The organism is Acinetobacter sp. UBA1496, from assembly GCF_002324975.1.
Taxonomy (GTDB): Bacteria; Pseudomonadota; Gammaproteobacteria; order Pseudomonadales; family Moraxellaceae; genus Acinetobacter; species Acinetobacter variabilis.
Genome location: NZ_DCRI01000091.1, coordinates 89173 through 108249, shown reverse-complemented (window position 1 = coordinate 108249; position 19077 = coordinate 89173). Strand labels below are relative to the sequence as shown.

General features: G+C 39.7%; 18 protein-coding genes and 1 pseudogene. 7 read left to right on the top strand and 12 right to left on the bottom strand.

The window, feature by feature from the left end; genetic code table 11:
• Positions 1-92: 92 nt before the first annotated feature.
• The 3 genes and pseudogenes from B3143_RS10295 to B3143_RS10285 all read left to right on the top strand — a co-directional run bounded on the left by B3143_RS10295 (position 93) and on the right by B3143_RS10285 (position 3284).
• Positions 93-1121, top strand: coding sequence for a lipase secretion chaperone (locus tag B3143_RS10295; protein WP_286740375.1), 1029 nt, complete (start codon positions 93-95; stop codon positions 1119-1121).
• 665 nt (positions 1122-1786) lie between these two features.
• A pseudogene (locus B3143_RS15195) lies at positions 1787-2134 on the top strand (triacylglycerol lipase); the annotation flags it as partial.
• A 169-nt stretch (positions 2135-2303) separates the two neighbouring features.
• The gene (locus tag B3143_RS10285; RefSeq protein WP_286740400.1) at positions 2304-3284 is read left to right on the top strand and encodes a lipase family alpha/beta hydrolase; all 981 of its coding nucleotides are present in this window, start codon (positions 2304-2306) and stop codon (positions 3282-3284) included.
• A gap of 65 nt (positions 3285-3349) precedes the next feature.
• Here the strand turns inward: B3143_RS10285 and rplS are convergent, their stop codons facing one another.
• The 12 genes from rplS to ispH all read right to left on the bottom strand — a co-directional run bounded on the left by rplS (position 3350) and on the right by ispH (position 15109).
• Positions 3350-3721 (bottom strand): 50S ribosomal protein L19, encoded by a 372-nt coding sequence (gene rplS, locus B3143_RS10280; RefSeq protein ID WP_004787066.1) that lies wholly within the window; start codon positions 3719-3721, stop codon positions 3350-3352.
• Between the two features lie 194 nt (positions 3722-3915).
• On the bottom strand, positions 3916-4656 hold the full coding sequence (gene trmD / locus B3143_RS10275; RefSeq protein ID WP_286740374.1) for a tRNA (guanosine(37)-N1)-methyltransferase TrmD: 741 nt from the start codon (positions 4654-4656) through the stop codon (positions 3916-3918).
• 42 nt (positions 4657-4698) lie between these two features.
• A complete protein-coding gene (rimM, locus tag B3143_RS10270; RefSeq protein ID WP_286740372.1) occupies positions 4699-5247 on the bottom strand; it encodes a ribosome maturation factor RimM in 549 nt (182 codons plus the stop codon).
• A 30-nt stretch (positions 5248-5277) separates the two neighbouring features.
• Positions 5278-5535: a 30S ribosomal protein S16 gene (gene rpsP, locus B3143_RS10265; protein ID WP_004281198.1), complete on the bottom strand. Its 258-nt coding sequence runs from the start codon at positions 5533-5535 to the stop codon at positions 5278-5280.
• Positions 5536-5677: 142 nt separating this feature from the next.
• The gene (locus B3143_RS10260) at positions 5678-6148 is read right to left on the bottom strand and encodes a type IV pilin protein (protein WP_286740370.1); all 471 of its coding nucleotides are present in this window, start codon (positions 6146-6148) and stop codon (positions 5678-5680) included.
• A 1-nt stretch (position 6149) separates the two neighbouring features.
• Positions 6150-6659, bottom strand: a complete 510-nt coding sequence (locus tag B3143_RS10255; protein ID WP_286740369.1) for a type IV pilin protein — start codon at positions 6657-6659, stop codon at positions 6150-6152.
• 4 nt (positions 6660-6663) lie between these two features.
• Complete coding sequence (locus B3143_RS10250) at positions 6664-11112, bottom strand: hypothetical protein (RefSeq protein WP_286740367.1); 4449 nt, start codon at positions 11110-11112, stop codon at positions 6664-6666.
• A 10-nt stretch (positions 11113-11122) separates the two neighbouring features.
• Positions 11123-11872 carry a PilX N-terminal domain-containing pilus assembly protein gene (locus B3143_RS10245; protein WP_286740365.1) on the bottom strand — a complete coding sequence of 250 codons (750 nt, stop codon included), beginning with the start codon at positions 11870-11872 and terminating at the stop codon, positions 11123-11125.
• Positions 11873-11881: 9 nt separating this feature from the next.
• Positions 11882-12898 carry a PilW family protein gene (locus tag B3143_RS10240; RefSeq protein WP_286740363.1) on the bottom strand — a complete coding sequence of 339 codons (1017 nt, stop codon included), beginning with the start codon at positions 12896-12898 and terminating at the stop codon, positions 11882-11884.
• A gap of 1 nt (position 12899) precedes the next feature.
• Positions 12900-13424 carry a type IV pilus modification protein PilV gene (gene pilV / locus B3143_RS10235; protein ID WP_376745099.1) on the bottom strand — a complete coding sequence of 175 codons (525 nt, stop codon included), beginning with the start codon at positions 13422-13424 and terminating at the stop codon, positions 12900-12902.
• Entirely contained in the window at positions 13424-13996 is a 573-nt protein-coding gene (locus B3143_RS10230) for a pilus assembly FimT family protein (RefSeq protein ID WP_286740359.1), read from the bottom strand. Before B3143_RS10230 ends, pilV begins: the two co-directional genes overlap by 1 nt.
• A gap of 162 nt (positions 13997-14158) precedes the next feature.
• Positions 14159-15109, bottom strand: a complete 951-nt coding sequence (gene ispH / locus B3143_RS10225) for a 4-hydroxy-3-methylbut-2-enyl diphosphate reductase (protein WP_286740358.1) — start codon at positions 15107-15109, stop codon at positions 14159-14161.
• 135 nt (positions 15110-15244) lie between these two features.
• On the opposite strand from ispH, the gene gmk reads away from it, so the two are divergent.
• The 4 genes from gmk (at position 15245) to B3143_RS10205 (ending at position 19009) form a co-directional block, all read left to right on the top strand.
• Positions 15245-15868 carry a guanylate kinase gene (gene gmk, locus B3143_RS10220; protein ID WP_004787090.1) on the top strand — a complete coding sequence of 208 codons (624 nt, stop codon included), beginning with the start codon at positions 15245-15247 and terminating at the stop codon, positions 15866-15868.
• Between the two features lie 77 nt (positions 15869-15945).
• Positions 15946-16227 (top strand): DNA-directed RNA polymerase subunit omega, encoded by a 282-nt coding sequence (rpoZ, locus tag B3143_RS10215; RefSeq protein ID WP_004650579.1) that lies wholly within the window; start codon positions 15946-15948, stop codon positions 16225-16227.
• 217 nt (positions 16228-16444) lie between these two features.
• Positions 16445-18550, top strand: a complete 2106-nt coding sequence (locus B3143_RS10210) for a RelA/SpoT family protein (protein WP_286740357.1) — start codon at positions 16445-16447, stop codon at positions 18548-18550.
• Between the two features lie 75 nt (positions 18551-18625).
• A complete protein-coding gene (locus tag B3143_RS10205) occupies positions 18626-19009 on the top strand; it encodes a RidA family protein (RefSeq protein ID WP_005233608.1) in 384 nt (127 codons plus the stop codon).
• Positions 19010-19077 lie beyond the last annotated feature (68 nt).

Here is a 19077-nt window from a genome sequence, read left to right as displayed (position 1 = left end):
ACTTTTCTACAGCATATAAGGGGCAATATCTCCTATCCTGCCGAATGCAAAATTTAAAATAATCCGATAATTAAAATAAAGGTGCATAGGATATGCAGAAATATAAACTATGGATCGTGATTGCGCTCATTGTATTGTGCTTGATTACCCTGATTCTATGGCTGGCTCCTAGGGATGAAGCACAGGCACGTGTCTTAGGCCCGCAATCCACCAATGAAAGCAGCGCTCAACAGGCAGCAGCACTGGCTAATGGCCCCGTAAATAACATATTCCTGAGTCCAAGCCAGCAGGATACGGAAATTAATTGCCAGATGCAGATGGATGCCAGCAATCGCCTGATTGTCAATGAACAGACCCGTAACTGTTTTGAATATTTTATTACCCAATATGGAGAAAAAACCCTCGAACAAATCCAGCGAGATTTTAAGGCCTATATTCAGCAAAATTATCAGGATCCTGCACTCTCACAAGTTCTAGATCTTTGGAACCGTTATATCCAGTATCGTCAAGGTTTGGGAGAACTGACTTCACCTGTAGGTCTGGATCAAGAAGATCCAGCTTACTACCGCAGTATCTATGCCAGCACCCAGAATCTGCGTAAGTGCTTTTTCTCTGATTATGAAATTGAAGGACTGTTTGGCACTGACGATACCTATCATGAATATACCTTAGACCGTATGGCAGTCATGGCGGATAAAAAATTGAGCGAAGCAGAAAAAGCCCAGAAACTAAAAGAACTGTTTGCACAGTTACCGCAGGACTGGCAAGAAAACCTGGAGCAACTGAATAAACTGGAAGATCTACGCAAACTTACGGCTGATATTAAAGCGCGTGGTGGTTCTGCGGAAGAAATCCGTCAGATGCGACTGAATCTGGTCGGGCCTGAAGCAACCCAACGTCTGGAAAAACTTGATGATGAACGTGCGAATTGGAAATCCAGTGTGACGCGTTACTTGGGCGAGCGGGATAACATCCTAAAAAGTGGCCTGAGTGAAAATGCCAAACAGCAGGCAGTTGATCAGTTGCGTCAGAAACATTTCCAGCGCCCTGAAGAACGGCTCCGTGTAGGTACATTTGAACAGGTCCATGATCAGGGTGGAACCTTACCCTTTGCCAATTAATTTTCAGCTAAAATTGCTCATTGACGCCGTAGCTAAACAGTACTGCTACGGCGTCGAATATCTTCTCTTATTCCCTTTCTTTTTGTCTCATCTCTTATATAAAAACAGTAACGACAATCATCTATTTTGAGAGTTTAACAGAGCCATTTTCCTCTGAAAGCCTTGATTTTCTTTGACTGATTACTTTTTTTAACATAGTTATTTGTTTCCAACTATTTCAGACTAAACATTCATCAATCTTAGATTTCAAAGATTTAACAATAAAATACATACGTATATAAATTGCAAATTTATGAACTCATCAATGCTCACCGGGCATGGCCCAAAATGATATGGAATTGGCTCATCAGCATGAAAAAATGCTTCTGCTTCAAAATAATAATTTTTGCACGTGATTGAAGATTAGGTCTGCACGATCGAGACATCCAACTTCAATATTTAACGCGCATCAATACTCCCGAGCAATGATTGCTTTTTATAACAATAAAATGTACAAAGGAACGGTTATGCGTACTTTTATTAAAACAACACAGATGCTGGCGCTTTCCTTGGCAGCAGGCCTCGGTTTTGGCTTTTCAACACAAATCCAGGCAGCAGCAAGTGCAGTTCAGGTCACTGAAAAAGCCAAATCAGACTATGCCAAAACCAAGTATCCCATTGTGATGGTGCAGGATGGTGTCTTAGCCTCCACGGAAAACTGTAATAAAAATCTGAAACCAAAAGACCGTAACGGTATCTATTATTATTCTTGGACCGGTGTGGCTCAAGCGACCAATGCACTGGACATCGATACCATCCTGATGCAGCTTGGCCCTCTATCTTATGGCAATAAAGACAATGATGGCATGGTCGCCCGTTGTAGTGCATTCATTGGTAAAGTGATTAATGACCAGTACAAGCTGAACCATACCGATCTGGCCAATATGATGTTTGGTCTTAAAGGCCTGTTTGCTCCAGATCCGGTGGCGATCTACCGTCAACATGCCAATCGTTTAAAACTTCAGAACCTCTAATTTTTATCGCCCTTATATCTACGGATATAAGGGTTTTTCGTTATTTTTACTTTAAAAAACTAAGGAGATAAAAAACTCAAAATGCTTAATGGGTCAGCTTTCAAGCTGGCTATTCCCCACATTATGGCGAGGATCGCCTTAACACAACAACAAGAATGAGGAAATAATGATGAAATATGGAGTATTAACGGCAGGACTGCTCATGGCAGCGACCTGTTTCACCGCTCATGCCTCCACCCAGGCCAGTCAGGTGACGGCGAAAGCCAGTTCACAATATGCCAAAACCAAATATCCCATTGTATTTTCACATGGTATGGCGGGTTTCATCCGGGTTGGTACTGATCAGTTTGGACTGGATTACTGGTATCAGATTTTACCTGATTTAGCCCGTAATGGTGCGAATGTCTGGGCAACACGTGTCTCCCCTTTTAACTCATCTGAAATTCGCGGTGAACAACTTTTGGAGCAGGTTAAGGAAATTGCCGCAATTACCGGAGCAGATAAAGTTAACCTGATCGGACATTCACATGGTGGACCAACAATTCGTTATGTGGCTGGCTCAGAACCTAAACTGGTAGCTTCATTAACCACAGTAGGTGCACCACACAAAGGTTCGCCGGTTGCAGACCTGATTCTAAAAGCTGAAGGGACTGCTATTGAAGCGCCACTGGTCGGTACGATAAATCTGGTTTCTAAAGCTATTACCTGGGCTCAAGGTCTGGACCCAAACTCTTATCCATATGATTCACTTGCGGGTGGTAGCAGTCTAACCCTGGCAGGCTCTGCAAAATTTAATCAGAAATATCCAATTGGTATGCCAAGCACTGCTTGCGGTGAAGGTGCTTATAGCTGGAAGCATGCGGATGGGCAGATTTACAATTATTCATTCACAGGTGTAGGCCAAGTCACTAACCTGCTTGATCCTGACTCAGCACTTAAAGTCACTGCTTTGCTCATTGATGGGGGTAAAGAAAATGATGGCCTGGTATCACGCTGTAGCGCCAAGTTCGGTAAAACCATTCGTGATAACTACAACTGGAATCATCTGGATGAAGTGAATATGGTACTAGGATTGAAAAACCTGTTTGCTCCAGATCCAGTAGATGTTTACCGTCAACACGCCAACCGACTAAAACTACAAGGTTTATAAAAAAATAGCGAGCATAAAAAAATGCGCCCAGAGGCGCATTTTTTTGCTTTAAAGCAAGGCTAAAATTAACCTTGTTTACGAGCTGGCAACTTTTCACGAATACGTGCAGCTTTACCAGAAAGTTCACGTAGGTAGTAAAGTTTAGCACGACGAACATCACCACGACGTTTAACTTCAATCTTAGCAACGATTGGAGAGTGAGTTTGGAATACACGCTCAACGCCAACACCGCTAGAAATTTTACGTACTGTAAACGCAGAGTTCAAACCACGGTTTTTCTTAGCAATTACAACGCCTTCAAACGCCTGTAGACGTTCACGGTCGCCTTCTTTTACTTTTACTTGGACAACTACTGTGTCACCTGGTGCAAAAGCTGGGATGTCTTGTTTAAGCTGAGCATTTTCAACAGCTTGTACTAAAGGATGCTTACCGCTCATGGGGTATCTCCAATATGTGCGAGTCAGAAGAGGTCTGATTATCGCTGGGTATAGAGGCTGAATCGCATAGACCCGATTGACTTTCCCTTTATGCTTGACCGCTTCAATGCATAAAGAGCCTATTTAACATTAAGTAGTTTAGTTTGCTCGAAGCATAGCTTCTCGCCTTGCGCTCGGGTAAAGCAATGCTTTACTCACCCTCGCTCATCTTTTAGCCATTTCTTTTGCTGCTTGGTCAGTTCAACTTTTTCTACCAACTCAGGTCGGCGTTCCAAAGTGCGCTGATAACGCTGCAAAAACCGCCATTTCTCAATATTGGCATGATGTCCCGATTTCAAGATGTCCGGTACATCCATACCTTCAAAATGGTCTGGCTTGGTATATTGTGGGCAATCTAACAGACCATCCACAAATGAGTCTTGCACGTGTGATTGTTCATCTGACATTGCACCCGGAAGTCTCCGGATAATACTGTCCAATAAAACCATCGCAGGGAGCTCGCCACCCGATAACACGTAATCTCCAATCGACCATTCCTGATCAACATATTTCTGGATCAAACGTTCATCGACACCTTCATAACGACCACACAGTACAATCAGTCCGTCATATTTAACGAAATCCTGTACCGCAGGTTCATTTAAGGTTTTTCCTTGCGGTGACATATACACCACTGGAACATGAACTGCACCCGCTTGCGCTGCAAGCTCTTTGGCACGATGAATTGCTTTCGCTAATGGCTCAGCCATCATCACCATACCGGGACCACCCCCAAATGGACGTTCATCCACCCGTTTGTAGTTCCCTTCAGCAAATTCGCGTGGATTAATACAATGAATTTGCATTAAATTGTGTTTTGCTGCGCGCCCGCTAATACCGTAGGCTGTAATCGCTTCAAACATTTCAGGAAAAAGCGTAATGACTGCAAAGAACACCGCAGACTCCTCATTTTCCTGCTGCGTTAATCCTGTTAAGGATTAATAATCTACGCCCCAATTTACGTAGATACGACCAGCTTCGAGATCAACTCGCTGTACCACATCTTTATGCCATGGAATCATTCGCTCTTCGCCATCGACACTTTCAGCAGTAGCGCGAACTACCATCACGTCATTGGCACCTGTCTCAAACATTTCATGGATTTGACCGAGATTAACTTCCTGCTCTTCTTCATCCAGACCTAATACAGTTAGACCTTTCAAATCAGACCAGTAATACTCATCCACGCCTGGTTGAGGCAGTTGCGATTTAGAAATCCAGACATTAGCACCAACCAGACCGTCTGCTGCGGTACGATCACTCACACCTTTTAGCGAAACAACCAAGCCCTTGCCATGTGGTTTCCAACGTTTTACATCGACAATTTGCCAACCTGCTTTGGTTTCAATGTACCAAGGAAGGTAGTCAAATATATTGCTCATAGGTTCTGTATTGGAATAGACCCAGAGCCACCCATTTAATCCATATGCTGAACGCAACTGTCCAATCTGAATACGATCTTCGGGAACATTCTGTGTTGGTGTCATGGGCAAGCTACTACCTAATTTATATAAAAATTATGCAGCAACTGCAGCTTTCTTAGCTTGAGCAGCTAAAGAAGCAACACGATCAGAAGGTTGAGCACCTTGAGAAACCCAATGAGCAAAACGGTCAGCATCTAAACGAAGTTTTTCTGCTTTACCTTGAGCTGTAGGGTTGAAGAAACCAATACGTTCGATGAAACGACCGTCACGTGCATTACGGCTATCAGTCACAATGATTTGATAGAACGGACGTTTTTTAGCACCACCGCGTGCAAGACGAATAACAACCATGATAGAACCTTATAGTTTTTACGGATTATCCATGTACCGACCACCGGAACACTTCAAACCCCTTTCATAGAGGGCAATATTTTACGCGAAGTTTGCCCTGAATGAAAGATCAAAAGTTGGTTATCCACAATTTTGAATTTGGTTAGCGTCCATCCCAGTTTGATGTGGCAGATGGAGTACATGCTGTACCAGAATTATCTGTACCTTGGGTCCAACAACGCTCACCTTTAAAATTCAAACCAATATGACCATCACGATATTGTGTTGCAGTCGAAATTGGGGTTGCAATCAAGACCCATCTTTCAGAACCTAAAGGTGTCGTATCTTTTAGACTCCCATCTGTATCAATCCATTTTAAAGCTACTGTATAAAGAGGAGTTCCTTGTTCCGGATAGACCGCTTTAATCCCAAAATCATTAGCAACTGTGCCTTTTACCTTAAAATTTGCAATTTTATAACGCTGTATCTGGGAAGCAATCTGCAGCATACTTGCCTGCATCTCCGTTCTTTTTGTTTTACGCACATGCTGTTGATAGGAGGGATAAGCAATTGCAGCCAAAATACCAATAATAGCAACTACGATCATGAGCTCAATTAACGTGAATCCCTTCATATCACCAATCCTCTGAACCTATACCACAAGTACTATAGGTAACTAATTTACTAGTTTTATTCTTACAACGCAGACCTGTACTCGTTAATAAAAAACTATAGTTTCTTGCATCATGACTTTCAGCTTTAATTGCCCATGCATTTCCAAGTGCATCATCTTCAGTTAAAAGAGGATTACTATCCCCATGATCTACAATTGTCAATGTATAAGTTGGGTTGAGAGTTAATGTCTGGGTTCCAGAATTGAAATTTGTTCCACCTGTATATAAATAACTTGCATTAAATCCTTTATAACTAAAATTACGTGATTTAAATCTTTGTAGTTGTTCTGATAATTTTCCTATTTCTTGTTGTGCCTGTGCAGCAACTCCTTTACGAATGAAATATTGGTACGAAGGAAAAGTAATCGTTGCAAGAATTGCAACTATAACCACAACGACCATCAGTTCAATCAGGGTAAAACCCTGATTGAATTTAGACACCTTAAAGACTGAGTTCTTATTCTTTTGCATTATATCATTCCATTTTCGCATAGCGTTCAAACCAACGGTTTGGAATGAAACGGATTGACCCACCAGCAGCAATAAACTTTTGTCCAACCTTACAGTCCGCACCCTCACATGGACTACAATTTTCCCCCTCACAAATATCATCCGGATCAGGCACAACAATTGATTTAGTATTACTGCCATCTACTGAACCAACATTCAAACCGATAATACCTGCACCCAAATTATATTTATAATTTGCATTTTCTGGACAAACACCTGTCGGCAGACATAAACGCTGCGTAAAACTATGCCCCTTAACTCCTGCACCACAACTTGTGGTTGTACCATTATTTGACGCATCATACATAGTGACATATAGACTGCCTTCCATAGCAATCATCGGTGTTATCCCTTTAATAATACTTGGACCAGCCTCACTAGTACCATTAAATTTCTTTTCAAAATGGTAGTACCACCCACCCCATCCACTATCAGGATTTGCTAATGCGCCTTTCACTAAAGTTTCATCCACATCATCCCGAACTACTTTATTAATATATTTCAGTTTTGTTGTAGAAGCATTTTCATCTTTAGTTGCTAATATTCTTGCTCCTAAATTTGTATTTGGAAAAAACTTCCCATCAGGATGAATATCATAATCATAGATTGCATATACACCATCATATGTAAGTCCTAGCGTGTCTTTTTTACCCGTTACTGAAGGTGAGTCTGTTGTTCCTAAAAGTGGTGAACTCTTATTTCCTGAAATAAATGTTGCAATTACAACATGTGCACCTTCTTTACGATGAGCACTATGATGAGCTGTAAAAACAGGGGCTATGTAGAAGCGAGGGCTTGTGCCATCAGTCTTATGCAAATTTAGAATTTTACTGACTTGAGAGTTAAAACTATCTTTTGTTCCGCTAAAATCAATTCGGAATGCTTGGCCTGCCAGATCTCCAAAATAAAGATGATCAATAATTCCATCATTATTACGATCAATAGTTTTAATATCACTTGCTACACTATATTTCAAATCATCATGTGTTGCATGTGCAACCTCATCACCCTTACCGTTTTTAGCTGAATCCGCATACCATAAAAGATCACCATTATCAGCATCAAACATATAAACGCCAGAGCCTCTTTTATTATCTTGAGGTTGAATATAATCATAATGTTCGTAACCGGCATAACCTGTACGTATTCCATCTGTATATAAACCATCTCCATGATCACCACCAGCATCGTAGCCACCACCCACAAACATAACCAGCTTACGTTCACCCTTCCAGTTTACATAATCAAGTTTTGGCTTAGACCAACTTTGTGCCATGTTTTCAATCGCAGAGAATGATTTACCAGCAGGGTTATCTTTGGAATAGACTTTTCCGCTTGAGGGATCAATATGAAACTTAAGCTTTGGATTATCAATATCAGTTAAGTCTAGGGAATAGTAACTGCGACCTCCCATACGCATACCACCATACACCCATTGTTTACCATCAAAATTTTCTTTTTCTGCTGGAGTTTTTCCAAGAATGGGGCGGGATGCACCTTTAACAGTTAACGTACCATCATCTTTAGTAACATATACTGTATGAGCTGTCCATTCTCCATCTAAACCATAATATAAGGCATCCTTACCACCTGCTAGATTCCCGGCATTCACCTTAAAAGTTTCAGCTTGCTTTTCTATCATCTCTTTAGGAACGAAGCTGAATTTTTCTTTACCGCTAGAAGCATCTACAATACTTAATAAACCTTGTGTCGTTCCAAACATAATATAGTCTTTACGACCAGTGGTACTAATTTGAATCTTTCCAGTGGTTTCATTTTTCGCTGCAACCGCTTTACCTTCTTGAGTCAATAAAACAGGTAGGGAATGATAGATACTTCCCATTTGGCGTAAATTTTCTTCTGCAGTAGCTGTTGATAAATCTAAATTATTTGTATCTGTAGAATCAGAAATATTGATTCCAAGAAGTGCCATTAGACTGCGAACACGATCAGCATCATCTGTTTTTGTTTTTTCGTCAGTTGTATAGTCATAGCTAATTTGTTTAAGATCAAAATCTCTAGTAATTTGCTCATCTTCATCTGCAGTACCATCAAAATTATATTCTGTCAGCAATTTACGACCAGCGTTTGTGGTTGCTTCTCCTTTATCGTTTACATCATTAACCAGTCCCAAAAGAAGCTGACTTAAAACCCCACCTTTTTTGAAAATTGGTGTGTTTTCACCATACGTTACTCCGGTTTTGGCCCAATCATCAGTCAGATCCTGTAATTTACTTTTCTTAACGACGGCAAATGCACTCCCACCCGATTTAGATGAATAAATCCCTCCATTCACAACATGATATTTTTTAAGATTACCAAACCAGAGCTGCTGCCTATCAGAAGGATTTACTTTTGGCTCAAACTGTGGTGAGTAAGCAAAAGGCTGAATAACTTCAGGATTTAAAGCATCTATTGGAATAGTGGATGAACCCGTACTCATACTTGGAACATCTTTATTTAATGAAGTGATGAAATCATTAATACTTTTGGATACATCTTCTGGACTTGAACCAGAGATCCATCCGCCTCCTCCAACGTTACCCCAATCTTTTGCATCTTTTACGTCATCAGTTTCTGTACCACCAGCTCCAAAACTACTACCAAAACCCACTACCGCAGTTTGAATTTTGACATTTGCTGGATTTTTTTCTGGATCTAATAGGGCCTGTGCGAATTTACCTACGCAAGCCCATCCATTTTCTACCCGATCATAAGCTGATCGTTTGCCAAGAGGACTACTTAAACAGCTAAACTCATTACCTTTAGAACCTAATGCTGTCTTCATTAAACCGTAGGCAGTGCCACTTTTTCCATCTTCACCTGTAATTACTCCTCCAGGTTGTGGCTGACCATCTGTTAAAAAATAAATCCCTTGTCCACTACATTCTTTTTTCGCTGAATTATCTTTTTGAGAAGTAATTGATACTGGTGCATTATATTTATTATCTTTAATAGAATCCGATACAGATAATTCAAATCCCGAATAATTTTCTGGACTTGGACCAGTATAGTAGTAGCCATTATATGAATAATTTTGACCATTACTTCTATAATTGAAAGTAGAAGAACTACTATCTTTAGTATACCCGGATGGCGCAGTAAAATTTACTCCATCATTATACCAATAATTCCAGCTAGTACATTCTGTTATACTCCATACATTGCTAGAGCATTTCGCGTAGTTTCTTTTACTATTAGTTACCCTTCCATCATCCATACCGAAATACACTTTCAAGTTCGTTGGCATATTAGTAACTGTGGTCGTTCCTAATAAATATGCTGCTGCCTCAGCATATGCATATGGTGTAGGAGTACCATTATTTGCCTTTAAATCTTTTAAAGTAGAAAGTAAAAGATCCCTTTGTGTTGTATTTCGAACTTCATCCTTATATTTTGTAACTGTCTCAGTATAGGACTCCGTGCGATATCTTGTTTCTTGTTTTGTAGTATCTATTTTTTCTCCATATTCTTTACAATCATTTTGATTCCCTTCACTACAGTTTTGAATAAATACAGATGTATTAAACCTACTAGGCTTATCAGGAGATCCTGTTTTAGTTATTGTTGGATCCCATCTCGAACAATCTTTATTATCGGTACCATTCCATTGATCACAAGTTCTATAATATATTTTAGTGCTCTTTCCACTTTTATTAGAATAGATACGCCATAATGTTTTCTTATAAGAATAAGGGACCTCTACTATATATGGAACTTCTCTTGTTTTTTCAACTAGTTCTTCATAAGGAACTTGGACTGTATAGGTACTTAATACCTCTCCTAATGCACGTGCAGGTATACGAATATATCCATTAGTTCCAGCAAAGGTCGATAATCCTAAAATAATTTTATCATCAATTTTTGGTACTGGCGGGTTACCTAATAATGCATACCGCAAACCATCCTTTAAACGAGTTAGACGATCAAAACAACGGTATGAATTATCGGCCTGCTTTTCACAACCTGGTATCCATTTTCTGTCAACATGACCTTCAGGATGGGACCAGTAACCTGTAACTTTTGGCCTAGTATTGGCATTTGACGCTGTAACTGGACAATAATAACGTGTGTAATAAGTTGTAGTAGTTGTATCTGAACTAACGTTAGATTTAGAACCTACACAGACTTCATAGTCTTCTTGTATGCTCATAGAGGTATTAGTATACCCATCTCCATACCCCATACTACCCGACAGATCCAGCATCAACATAAGTGTAGTCGTACCAATACTATCTTCTGGAATTTTATAGATTTCTAAATCAGCGGCATAATTCAATGTACTTGCACAAATTAAAGTTGTTATTGTTGCTGCAACAGCACTTACTTTTAATTTTTGAGTTACATCTGAAATATTCATTTTTTTATCCAATACATCATCGTAACGAGTTTTTCTCAAATTTAATTTTTTCATGATATTTCCCCTATGATGCACGTACTGGTTTCAAGGTATATTCCATTTCTTGCGTACTGTATGGAACATTAACACTGGCCAAACAATCAGTAACTGTATCATTTTCAACCACTTGATCTTTAAAACTTGTATAATCACTCAAACATTTATTAATTTGTGTATCTGAACTTTCACTTAATTTAGGAACGATAGAAGTCGCTGTAATAACAACTTTTTGAATGCCCGTACTTTTTGAGGTTTCCTTATCATCCCCTTCCATAAGATGCTTCCAGTCACGGTCACTTGATGCAGCCCGAATACTTACTTGAGTCATTACAGCATTACGTCCACTCAAGAAATCGCCTATACGATTAACCTGACAGAAACCATTTTTCCCCATTTCAGTGTTCTTGATGGTCGTGCCTTCCCAATAAGTAACACTTGCAATACGACTTCCCACAAAGTTATCTGGAGTTTCACCGCGAATACAGAAAACAAGTTCTTTACCTTTATTTTCAGGTCTTAACGTATAGTTCAGCATGCCATCACCAATACGCATGTTTGTAAAAACAAGTTCATCATCAGTTTTATTTTCTAAAGTAAAAAATACCGAATCACTGGTTTGCTTAAGTAAAGCCTCAGCTTGAGCATTCGTTGAAATTTTCAAAGAATTGATACTTCCTCGTATAGCCCAAGTTCCAACTAATGTCAGAAGAACTAGCATCACTAACACTACAATTAAGACTGCTCCTGATTGAGTATTTCTAGGATTCCTATTCATCCCTACCCCCTACTCAATACCAAAGCCATTGCGAATAGCAATGGTTTGGGTCACGACACTACGTAAATATAAATTATTCTTATTATCCAGATTAAGAATGGCACTTGTATTTAAAACATTGTATGGTTTATCTTCATCAAAAAATTCATTATTCCCTACTGTATCTGTAGAACGAACCAATAACCCTATTTGTATTGAGACGATTTGTGGTTTTTCACCAGTTAATGATCGATAATCTTCAATACCCAAATAACTGAAACAATCCAAACGTGAATCTGCTTCAATATTCTCTGTCACACTCTCTTCCGTACCATCTTCTTTTTGATTTTTTTTAGTGCTAGTAATCGCATTACAGTGTGCATTAGCACCATCATAAGCTACACCTAAACGCACACTAAAATGATCAACTCGTGGAATAATAATTTCTCCATTCCCACTTAAGCCACTTAATGTTGTATTTGTTTTAGCAGTATCTTCTGTATAACGAGTGGCCTTACAGGCCAATGCTAGTGGTTCGTTTGGATCATTTCGATTTGTGTCTTTTCGTAGAAAATAGCGTTCTACTACATAGTCACTTACAGTTAAACCCGTACCTTCACAATCAAATTGATTAGGCGTACTGACTTTATATTGAATAACTAATTGATCACTTGCTTGATCTTCTAAATTAGATTCACCAATTCCACCACGAGATAATAAATTATCATTAATTGTAAAATTTAAATTTCCATCGACGTCTTTATTATTAGAAATATTTGCTGGTGATAACACCACTCCTCCATATAAAACATCATCTTTGATATATGGTTGAGAAGAATTTAAATTAGCCAATCGAATAGAATTAATGACAGAACCTAATCCAAATAAAGCTGAACTTTGTAAATTCATCATGGCTTGCTGCATAGTTACACTACGTTGACTGGTTAAAAATAACTGTAAGGCAATAGCACTAATTAATAACCCTAATACAAGCGAAATCATCAATTCAATTAATGTGAAACCGCTCTGTTTAGTATAGATTTTCATATTAAAATGCCTCCATAACTAAACATTTAGAACCCACAACGTATGCACCAGTAGTTATATCAACACAGTTACTAAGATCCGAGGCAGTAATATTTGTTTTTTCCCATGCAACATATATGCAATTCAATGTACTTTTCACACAATCTTCGATAATTACAGTTTGTCCATTATCTGAAGCCTTAGCCAAAATTTCTGTGGCATCATGTTGAGCCATCATAGTGGAATCACATTTAGGAATTTCTATATTTTTAGGAGTAGTAACTTTATTAACCCCAATACATGCATTTACTGAAACAGCATTGTTAATAGCATTTTTATAATCTGATAAGGCTGTACGATTAACTCTCATGCGCTCAGCCAAATCCCGCGCATTATTCATTGCAACAGTATGTTCAGTTGCCTCTTGAGCAGCATCAATTGCTCTTAATTGCAAAGCCGAAAATCCCAATACTCCCAATGCAAGTATAAATAAAGCTACCAAGACTTCTATTAAACCAACGCCCTTTTGATTAGTACTATTTATCATCAACATACACCCGTTTTTATAATATCTACTGTGCCAGTTTTCGAAACAAAAATAGTCTTGCTTGTTTTAATTTTGGAATTACACAAAGTAAATTCTAAAGGTACTATTTGAGGAATTTTCTTGGGATTATCATCAGGATTTGTATCACATGGTGTTGTCCTAGCCGGAGGAACCAGATTACAAACTGGATTGTCTATAAACTTTTCACGCTGCTTTGCTGTTCCTAATCCAGTAAAAACAACATCAATTGCATCACTTGTAAGCTCAATATCATCATTTCGAGGAATCCAATAAAATATAGTTGCCGTATTTGCAGGGCAAACTACTTTTGTCTCACTCGTCTCTGAATCTGTTTCTGTTGGACAAGTCAACTTAATCGTAATATTTTTCCGCAATGAAATTGCTTGCCCTCTTGCCTCTCCAAAAACTAAAGCAAAATCGCGAGCAGTAGTATCTAATTTTCTTTTCGCAACCAAATCCCCGAAAGAAGGCGCTGCTATCATGGCAACAATCGACAACACCCCAATCGTCACCATCAGCTCAATTAACGTAAATCCCTTATTCTTTCGCATCCCGTCCCCAAACAACAAAACTTTCCCCTATTAAAAATAATATCTATAAATTTTACAAAACCTACACAGAGTAGATAAAAGGCATAAAAAAACAGATAACTGTCATATTATAGCTATCTGTTTATTTTTTAATAAAAAATAAATTGTTAAATAGTTGGCAATTTAAGCCTGTGTTACAGGAATACGTAACTCTTTTGGCAGACTAAATGTAATATTCTCTTCTCGTCCATCCAGCTCTTTGGGTGCCTGTGCACCCCAATCCTGTAAACGCTGAATCACCTGCTTAATTAAAATTTCCGGGGCGGAAGCTCCAGCAGTTACACCAATTTGAGATTTACCTGCAAACCATTCCTGCTTTAGCTCATCGGCATTATCGACCAGATAGGCCGCCTTCCCCATACGTTCCGCCAGTTCACGCAAACGGTTTGAATTTGAAGAGTTTGGAGAACCTACTACTAGAACCACATCACAACGTTCAGCCAAGTCGCGCACTGCATCCTGACGGTTTTGCGTGGCGTAGCAAATATCATCTTTACGCGGGCCTTGGATCAGGGGAAATTTCTGGCGAAGCGCATCAATGACTTTCGCTGTATCATCAATGGATAAAGTGGTTTGCGTGACAAAAGCTACTTTTTCAGGATTGCGTACCGTTAAAGCAGCGACATCTTCTTCATCTTCAACCAGATAAATCTCACCACCATTTTTTTTGTCATATTGTCCCATGGTGCCTTCAACTTCTGGGTGACCCTCATGACCAATCAGGATCGCTTCCACTCCTTCGCGTGCATATTTCGTCACTTCAATATGTACTTTAGTGACCAACGGGCAAGTCGCGTCAAAAACTTTTAAACCACGGCGTTCAGCCTCAAGCTGTACGGCTTTCGAAACACCATGTGCACTAAAAATCACGATATTGTCATCTGGAACTTCATCTAGCTCATCGACAAAGATTGCACCGCGCTGGCGTAAGTCATCAACTACGAATTTGTTATGGACTACTTCATGACGCACATAAATAGGTGGATTAAAGCATTCTAGGGCACGGTTCACGATCGCAATGGCACGATCCACACCGGCACAGAAACCACGCGGGTTAGCTAAAACAATTTCCATAAAAATCCTCAATACTCACTCAATTTATGGCGCTACAATTGAAATAAATGTAAAACAATCGACGTACAACTATTTAGTTTAAAGCCGGTCTACTCTAAAATAGAGAAGATATTTTATCATATCAGGAAAAATATCATGTCGGGTCTCTTGTTTGTCGTTTCTGCAGCGTCTGGAACGGGCAAAACATCCCTCGTTAAAGCATTACTTGAACGCGTCAACAATCTTCATGTTTCTGTTTCTCATACGACACGCGGTCAACGACCTGGCGAACTCGATGGCGTACATTATCATTTCTCGACCAAAGAAGATTTTTTAAACCTGGTCGAGGAAGGTGGTTTTATTGAATATGCCGAAGTCTTTGGTAATTATTACGGCACAGCACAAGCGACTGTAAAAGAACAACTTGCTAAAGGTCATGATGTATTACTTGAAATTGACTGGCAAGGTGCACAACAAGTTCGTCGACTTTTTCCTGAGTCTAAACAGATTTTCATTCTTCCACCAAGTCAGTTTGATTTGCGTCAGCGTCTTTCTAATCGTGGTACAGACTCTGTTGAAGTGATTGAACACCGTCTTAGCTGTGCAGTCGAAGACATGCAGCAGTATGTCAATTTTGATTATGTCATTATCAATGATGACTTTAATAAGGCATTACATGATCTTGAATCTGTGATTATTGCCAATCGACTAGTCCTTTCCCAGCAAGCGACCCGCCATGAAAAATTGATCCAGGCTCTAATTACTCCAAGCGAACAGTGATTAAAACTTGAGTCTCCAGACAAAGCATTTTATACTGTGCAGTCTGTTGAAATTTACTATTCAAAACGAGAATTCTTATGGCACGCGTAACCGTTGAAGATTGTTTAGACCATGTAGACAACCGCTTTGAGCTTGTACTAGTGGCAAGCAAACGCGCGCGTCAATTGGCACGTCAAGGTATTGAACCAACTGTAGAATGGGACAATGACAAACCGACTGTAGTTGCTTTACGTGAAATCGCTGCAGGTCATGTATCAAAAGATATTTTGAAACAACGTGATCAAGATTATCAAACTTCAAGTTTAGACCTTGCACTTTCTGCAAATAATCTAAATTTAGATGGTTTTTCTTTCCAATAAGAATAAACCATTCTAAAAAGCCTAGTTTTAAACTAGGCTTTTTTTGTTCTGTGACTTTTATATTTTGTGCAGAACGGTTATAACATAAGGGTTAGCTCTAAAGTCAGTATAAATTTTTCACTCGTTGATATGAAAAAACTGACCCACTTTATGTTATACATTTCATACGAGCTTTCTCTGTTTTATTTGTTAAAAAATCCAGTTTTAAAGGTGTTTTATGCCAGGCCCACAGGTCAGTGAAGCTAAGCAACAGTTAAAAATCATCATCGACGCGTACTTAAGTGAAAGCGATGTCGAACGTGTGCTTGCGGCCTGTGATTATGCCGATATTGCCCATGATGGCATTACTCGTAAAAGTGGTGAACCTTATATTCTGCACCCTATCGCAGTGAGCTGTATTCTGGCCCATATGCGTCTGGATACTGAAACCTTAATGGCAGCGCTTCTGCATGATGTCATTGAAGATACCGACTTCAATAAAGATGACATTACTGAAAAATTTGGCAGCACGGTTGCAGAGCTGGTTGATGGGGTCACCAAACTCAGCCATTCTAGCGATAAAGAATATAATAAAGCAGCCTCTTTCCGAAAAATCCTGCAAGCGACTCTACAGGATCCACGTGTCATTATTGTGAAACTGGCAGATCGCTATCACAACATGACTACACTGGAAGCATTACGGCCGGATAAACGCGCCCGTATTGCCCGAGAAACCTTTGAAATTTTTGTTCCAATGGCACGCTTGGTCGGCATGAATGAAATGGCAGATAATCTGGAACATCTCTGTTATCAGAATCTGGATCTGGATATGTACAATGATGTCCAGGCCGCCCTTTTAGAAACCAAGCCTAAACGTTGTGAATATCAGGCCGAATGGGAACAGAAACTTAACGAATTACTACAGCAATATGCGATTGAAGGCCGGGTTAAAAAGAAAAACAATAATATCGAGCTATTACGCCATTTTGTAAAAAATGATATTGATCTACAGGAACTTACGCATAGCCACGCATTTGAAATTATTTTACAGAGCATTGCCGACTGTGACCGCCTTGCCGATATCCTGACTGAAAGTTTTACGGTTCAAAATTATCAAGACAATATCCGTCGCCCCCTCCCAGGCGGCAACCAGTCATTAACCATGCGCTTAAAAGGTGAAGAGACCACCCTATCGCTGACCATTCAAACTGAACTGATGCGTAAAGCTGCGCGCTTTGGTGTTGTACTGGGCGAAAATGCGCCTCAAGCCTGCCGCTCTGCTATTCAGGCATCTATGCAAAATCTAAACGTATTGGTTGATGGCGAATGTGCCAAGACTACGTTCAGTGAATTACTGGATTATCTGCATCAAGAAAAAATTTGGGTTTACACCCCTCACGGTCATCTGCATGAATTACCGCAAGGTGCGACTGCTGTTGATTTTGCCTATGCCGCCAGCCTGTTCCTGGGTAACCATGCTATTGGCGCCAAAATTAATGGTGAAACCAAACCACTTTCTACACCATTATTGAGTGGTCAGGTCGTTGAAGTCATTACCGATGTTCTTGCAACCCCAAACCCGGACTGGCTCAGTTTTATTAATACCCAAAAAGCCCGTCGTGCCATTCAGAATATTTTGCGTGATCAGGATATTGATGAACAGCGCCTTGTCGGTCAACAGGCTCTTAACCGTGCCTTAAAACTTTTCCAATGTTCTATTCTTGATCTGACCGAAGCTGACTGGAAAAATGTACTGGAGTGGCGCCATGTACCGACTAAAGAACAACTATTTGAACAGATTGCTGTAGGTGACTTATTACCGCAACTGGTTGCCAACCATTTATTCGCACATGATCAGCATCAAAATGTAAATAGTTCAGGTCGCCTTATTCAGGGTACAGAAGGTGTAGATGTTAAATATGCACATTGCTGTAACCCGGTACTTGGTGATCCAATTCAAGGTCATCTGACTCGTCGTGGCTTAATTGTGCATCGTGCCCGTTGTCATAATTTATTGCAGGAACAACATATGCATCCTGAAAATATTATGCCTCTACAATGGACGACCGAAGATCTGGATGATGTCAGCTTTACTGCCTATCTCTGTATTGATCAAGCCATGGACGATGAACAGATTTCCGATCTGATTTATCAATGTCGTAAAGGCCATACAGGTGTAGAAATGGTACGTAATTATGATGGCAAAACTTATGTAAATATTGTGGTGCATAACCGTAAACAGATTGCCAAGATTATTCGTGATTTACGCATGCATTTTGGTTTTCCACGTATTACTCGCTTAGAACAGTCGCTCAATATTGCTGAAACATCTAAAGCCAGTTAATCATTTAAAACGATAATGCTTTTGTCAGTTGAATTGATCTAATATGATGTATGTTGATGATAAAAGGAGAAATTGATGTCCCGCCAAGTGATCCATACTGAAAATGCCCCGGCTGCCATAGGCACCTATTCACAAGCAATTCTAGTCGGGGATACACTTTATTTATCCGGCCAGATTGGTCTGGATCCATATAGTATGGAACTGGTTGAAGGCATCGAAGCTCAGATTCGCCGTGTATTTGATAACCTGAAAGCGGTTTGTGAAGCAGCAGGTGGCTCATTGGCTGATATTGCGAAACTGAATATCTTCTTAACTGACCTCTCTCATTTTCAGCTCGTCAACCAGATTATGGGTGAATACTTTGCTCAACCTTATCCAGCACGTGCTGCCTTAGGTGTTGCAAGTTTACCTAAAGGTGCTTTAGTTGAGATGGATGGCATCGTTGTTATCAATCAATAAGTTATAGAAAATTAAGAGATACCACCTATCAGGTGGTATTTTTTTATCTGAATCATCAATCACTATAA

Excerpts from the sequence above, each read along its gene's own strand:
- ispH (WP_286740358.1), bottom strand. The coding sequence starts at position 15,109 with ATGGAAATTGTTTTAGCTAACCCGCGTGGTTTCTGTGCCGGTGTGGAT.
- rimM (WP_286740372.1), bottom strand. The coding sequence starts at position 5,247 with ATGACACCAACACAGAATGTTCCCGAAGATCGTATTCAGATTGGACAG.
- B3143_RS10295 (WP_286740375.1), top strand. The coding sequence starts at position 93 with ATGCAGAAATATAAACTATGGATCGTGATTGCGCTCATTGTATTGTGC.
- rplS (WP_004787066.1), bottom strand. The coding sequence starts at position 3,721 with ATGAGCGGTAAGCATCCTTTAGTACAAGCTGTTGAAAATGCTCAGCTT.
- B3143_RS10260 (WP_286740370.1), bottom strand. The coding sequence starts at position 6,148 with ATGAAGGGATTCACGTTAATTGAGCTCATGATCGTAGTTGCTATTATT.
- B3143_RS10205 (WP_005233608.1), top strand. The coding sequence starts at position 18,626 with ATGTCCCGCCAAGTGATCCATACTGAAAATGCCCCGGCTGCCATAGGC.
- B3143_RS10285 (WP_286740400.1), top strand. The coding sequence starts at position 2,304 with ATGAAATATGGAGTATTAACGGCAGGACTGCTCATGGCAGCGACCTGT.
- B3143_RS10255 (WP_286740369.1), bottom strand. The coding sequence starts at position 6,659 with ATGCAAAAGAATAAGAACTCAGTCTTTAAGGTGTCTAAATTCAATCAG.
- pilV (WP_376745099.1), bottom strand. The coding sequence starts at position 13,424 with ATGATAAATAGTACTAATCAAAAGGGCGTTGGTTTAATAGAAGTCTTG.
- B3143_RS10230 (WP_286740359.1), bottom strand. The coding sequence starts at position 13,996 with ATGCGAAAGAATAAGGGATTTACGTTAATTGAGCTGATGGTGACGATT.
- gmk (WP_004787090.1), top strand. The coding sequence starts at position 15,245 with ATGTCGGGTCTCTTGTTTGTCGTTTCTGCAGCGTCTGGAACGGGCAAA.
- B3143_RS10245 (WP_286740365.1), bottom strand. The coding sequence starts at position 11,872 with ATGAATAGGAATCCTAGAAATACTCAATCAGGAGCAGTCTTAATTGTA.
- B3143_RS10250 (WP_286740367.1), bottom strand. The coding sequence starts at position 11,112 with ATGAAAAAATTAAATTTGAGAAAAACTCGTTACGATGATGTATTGGAT.
- B3143_RS10210 (WP_286740357.1), top strand. The coding sequence starts at position 16,445 with ATGCCAGGCCCACAGGTCAGTGAAGCTAAGCAACAGTTAAAAATCATC.
- rpoZ (WP_004650579.1), top strand. The coding sequence starts at position 15,946 with ATGGCACGCGTAACCGTTGAAGATTGTTTAGACCATGTAGACAACCGC.
- rpsP (WP_004281198.1), bottom strand. The coding sequence starts at position 5,535 with ATGGTTGTTATTCGTCTTGCACGCGGTGGTGCTAAAAAACGTCCGTTC.
- B3143_RS10240 (WP_286740363.1), bottom strand. The coding sequence starts at position 12,898 with ATGAAAATCTATACTAAACAGAGCGGTTTCACATTAATTGAATTGATG.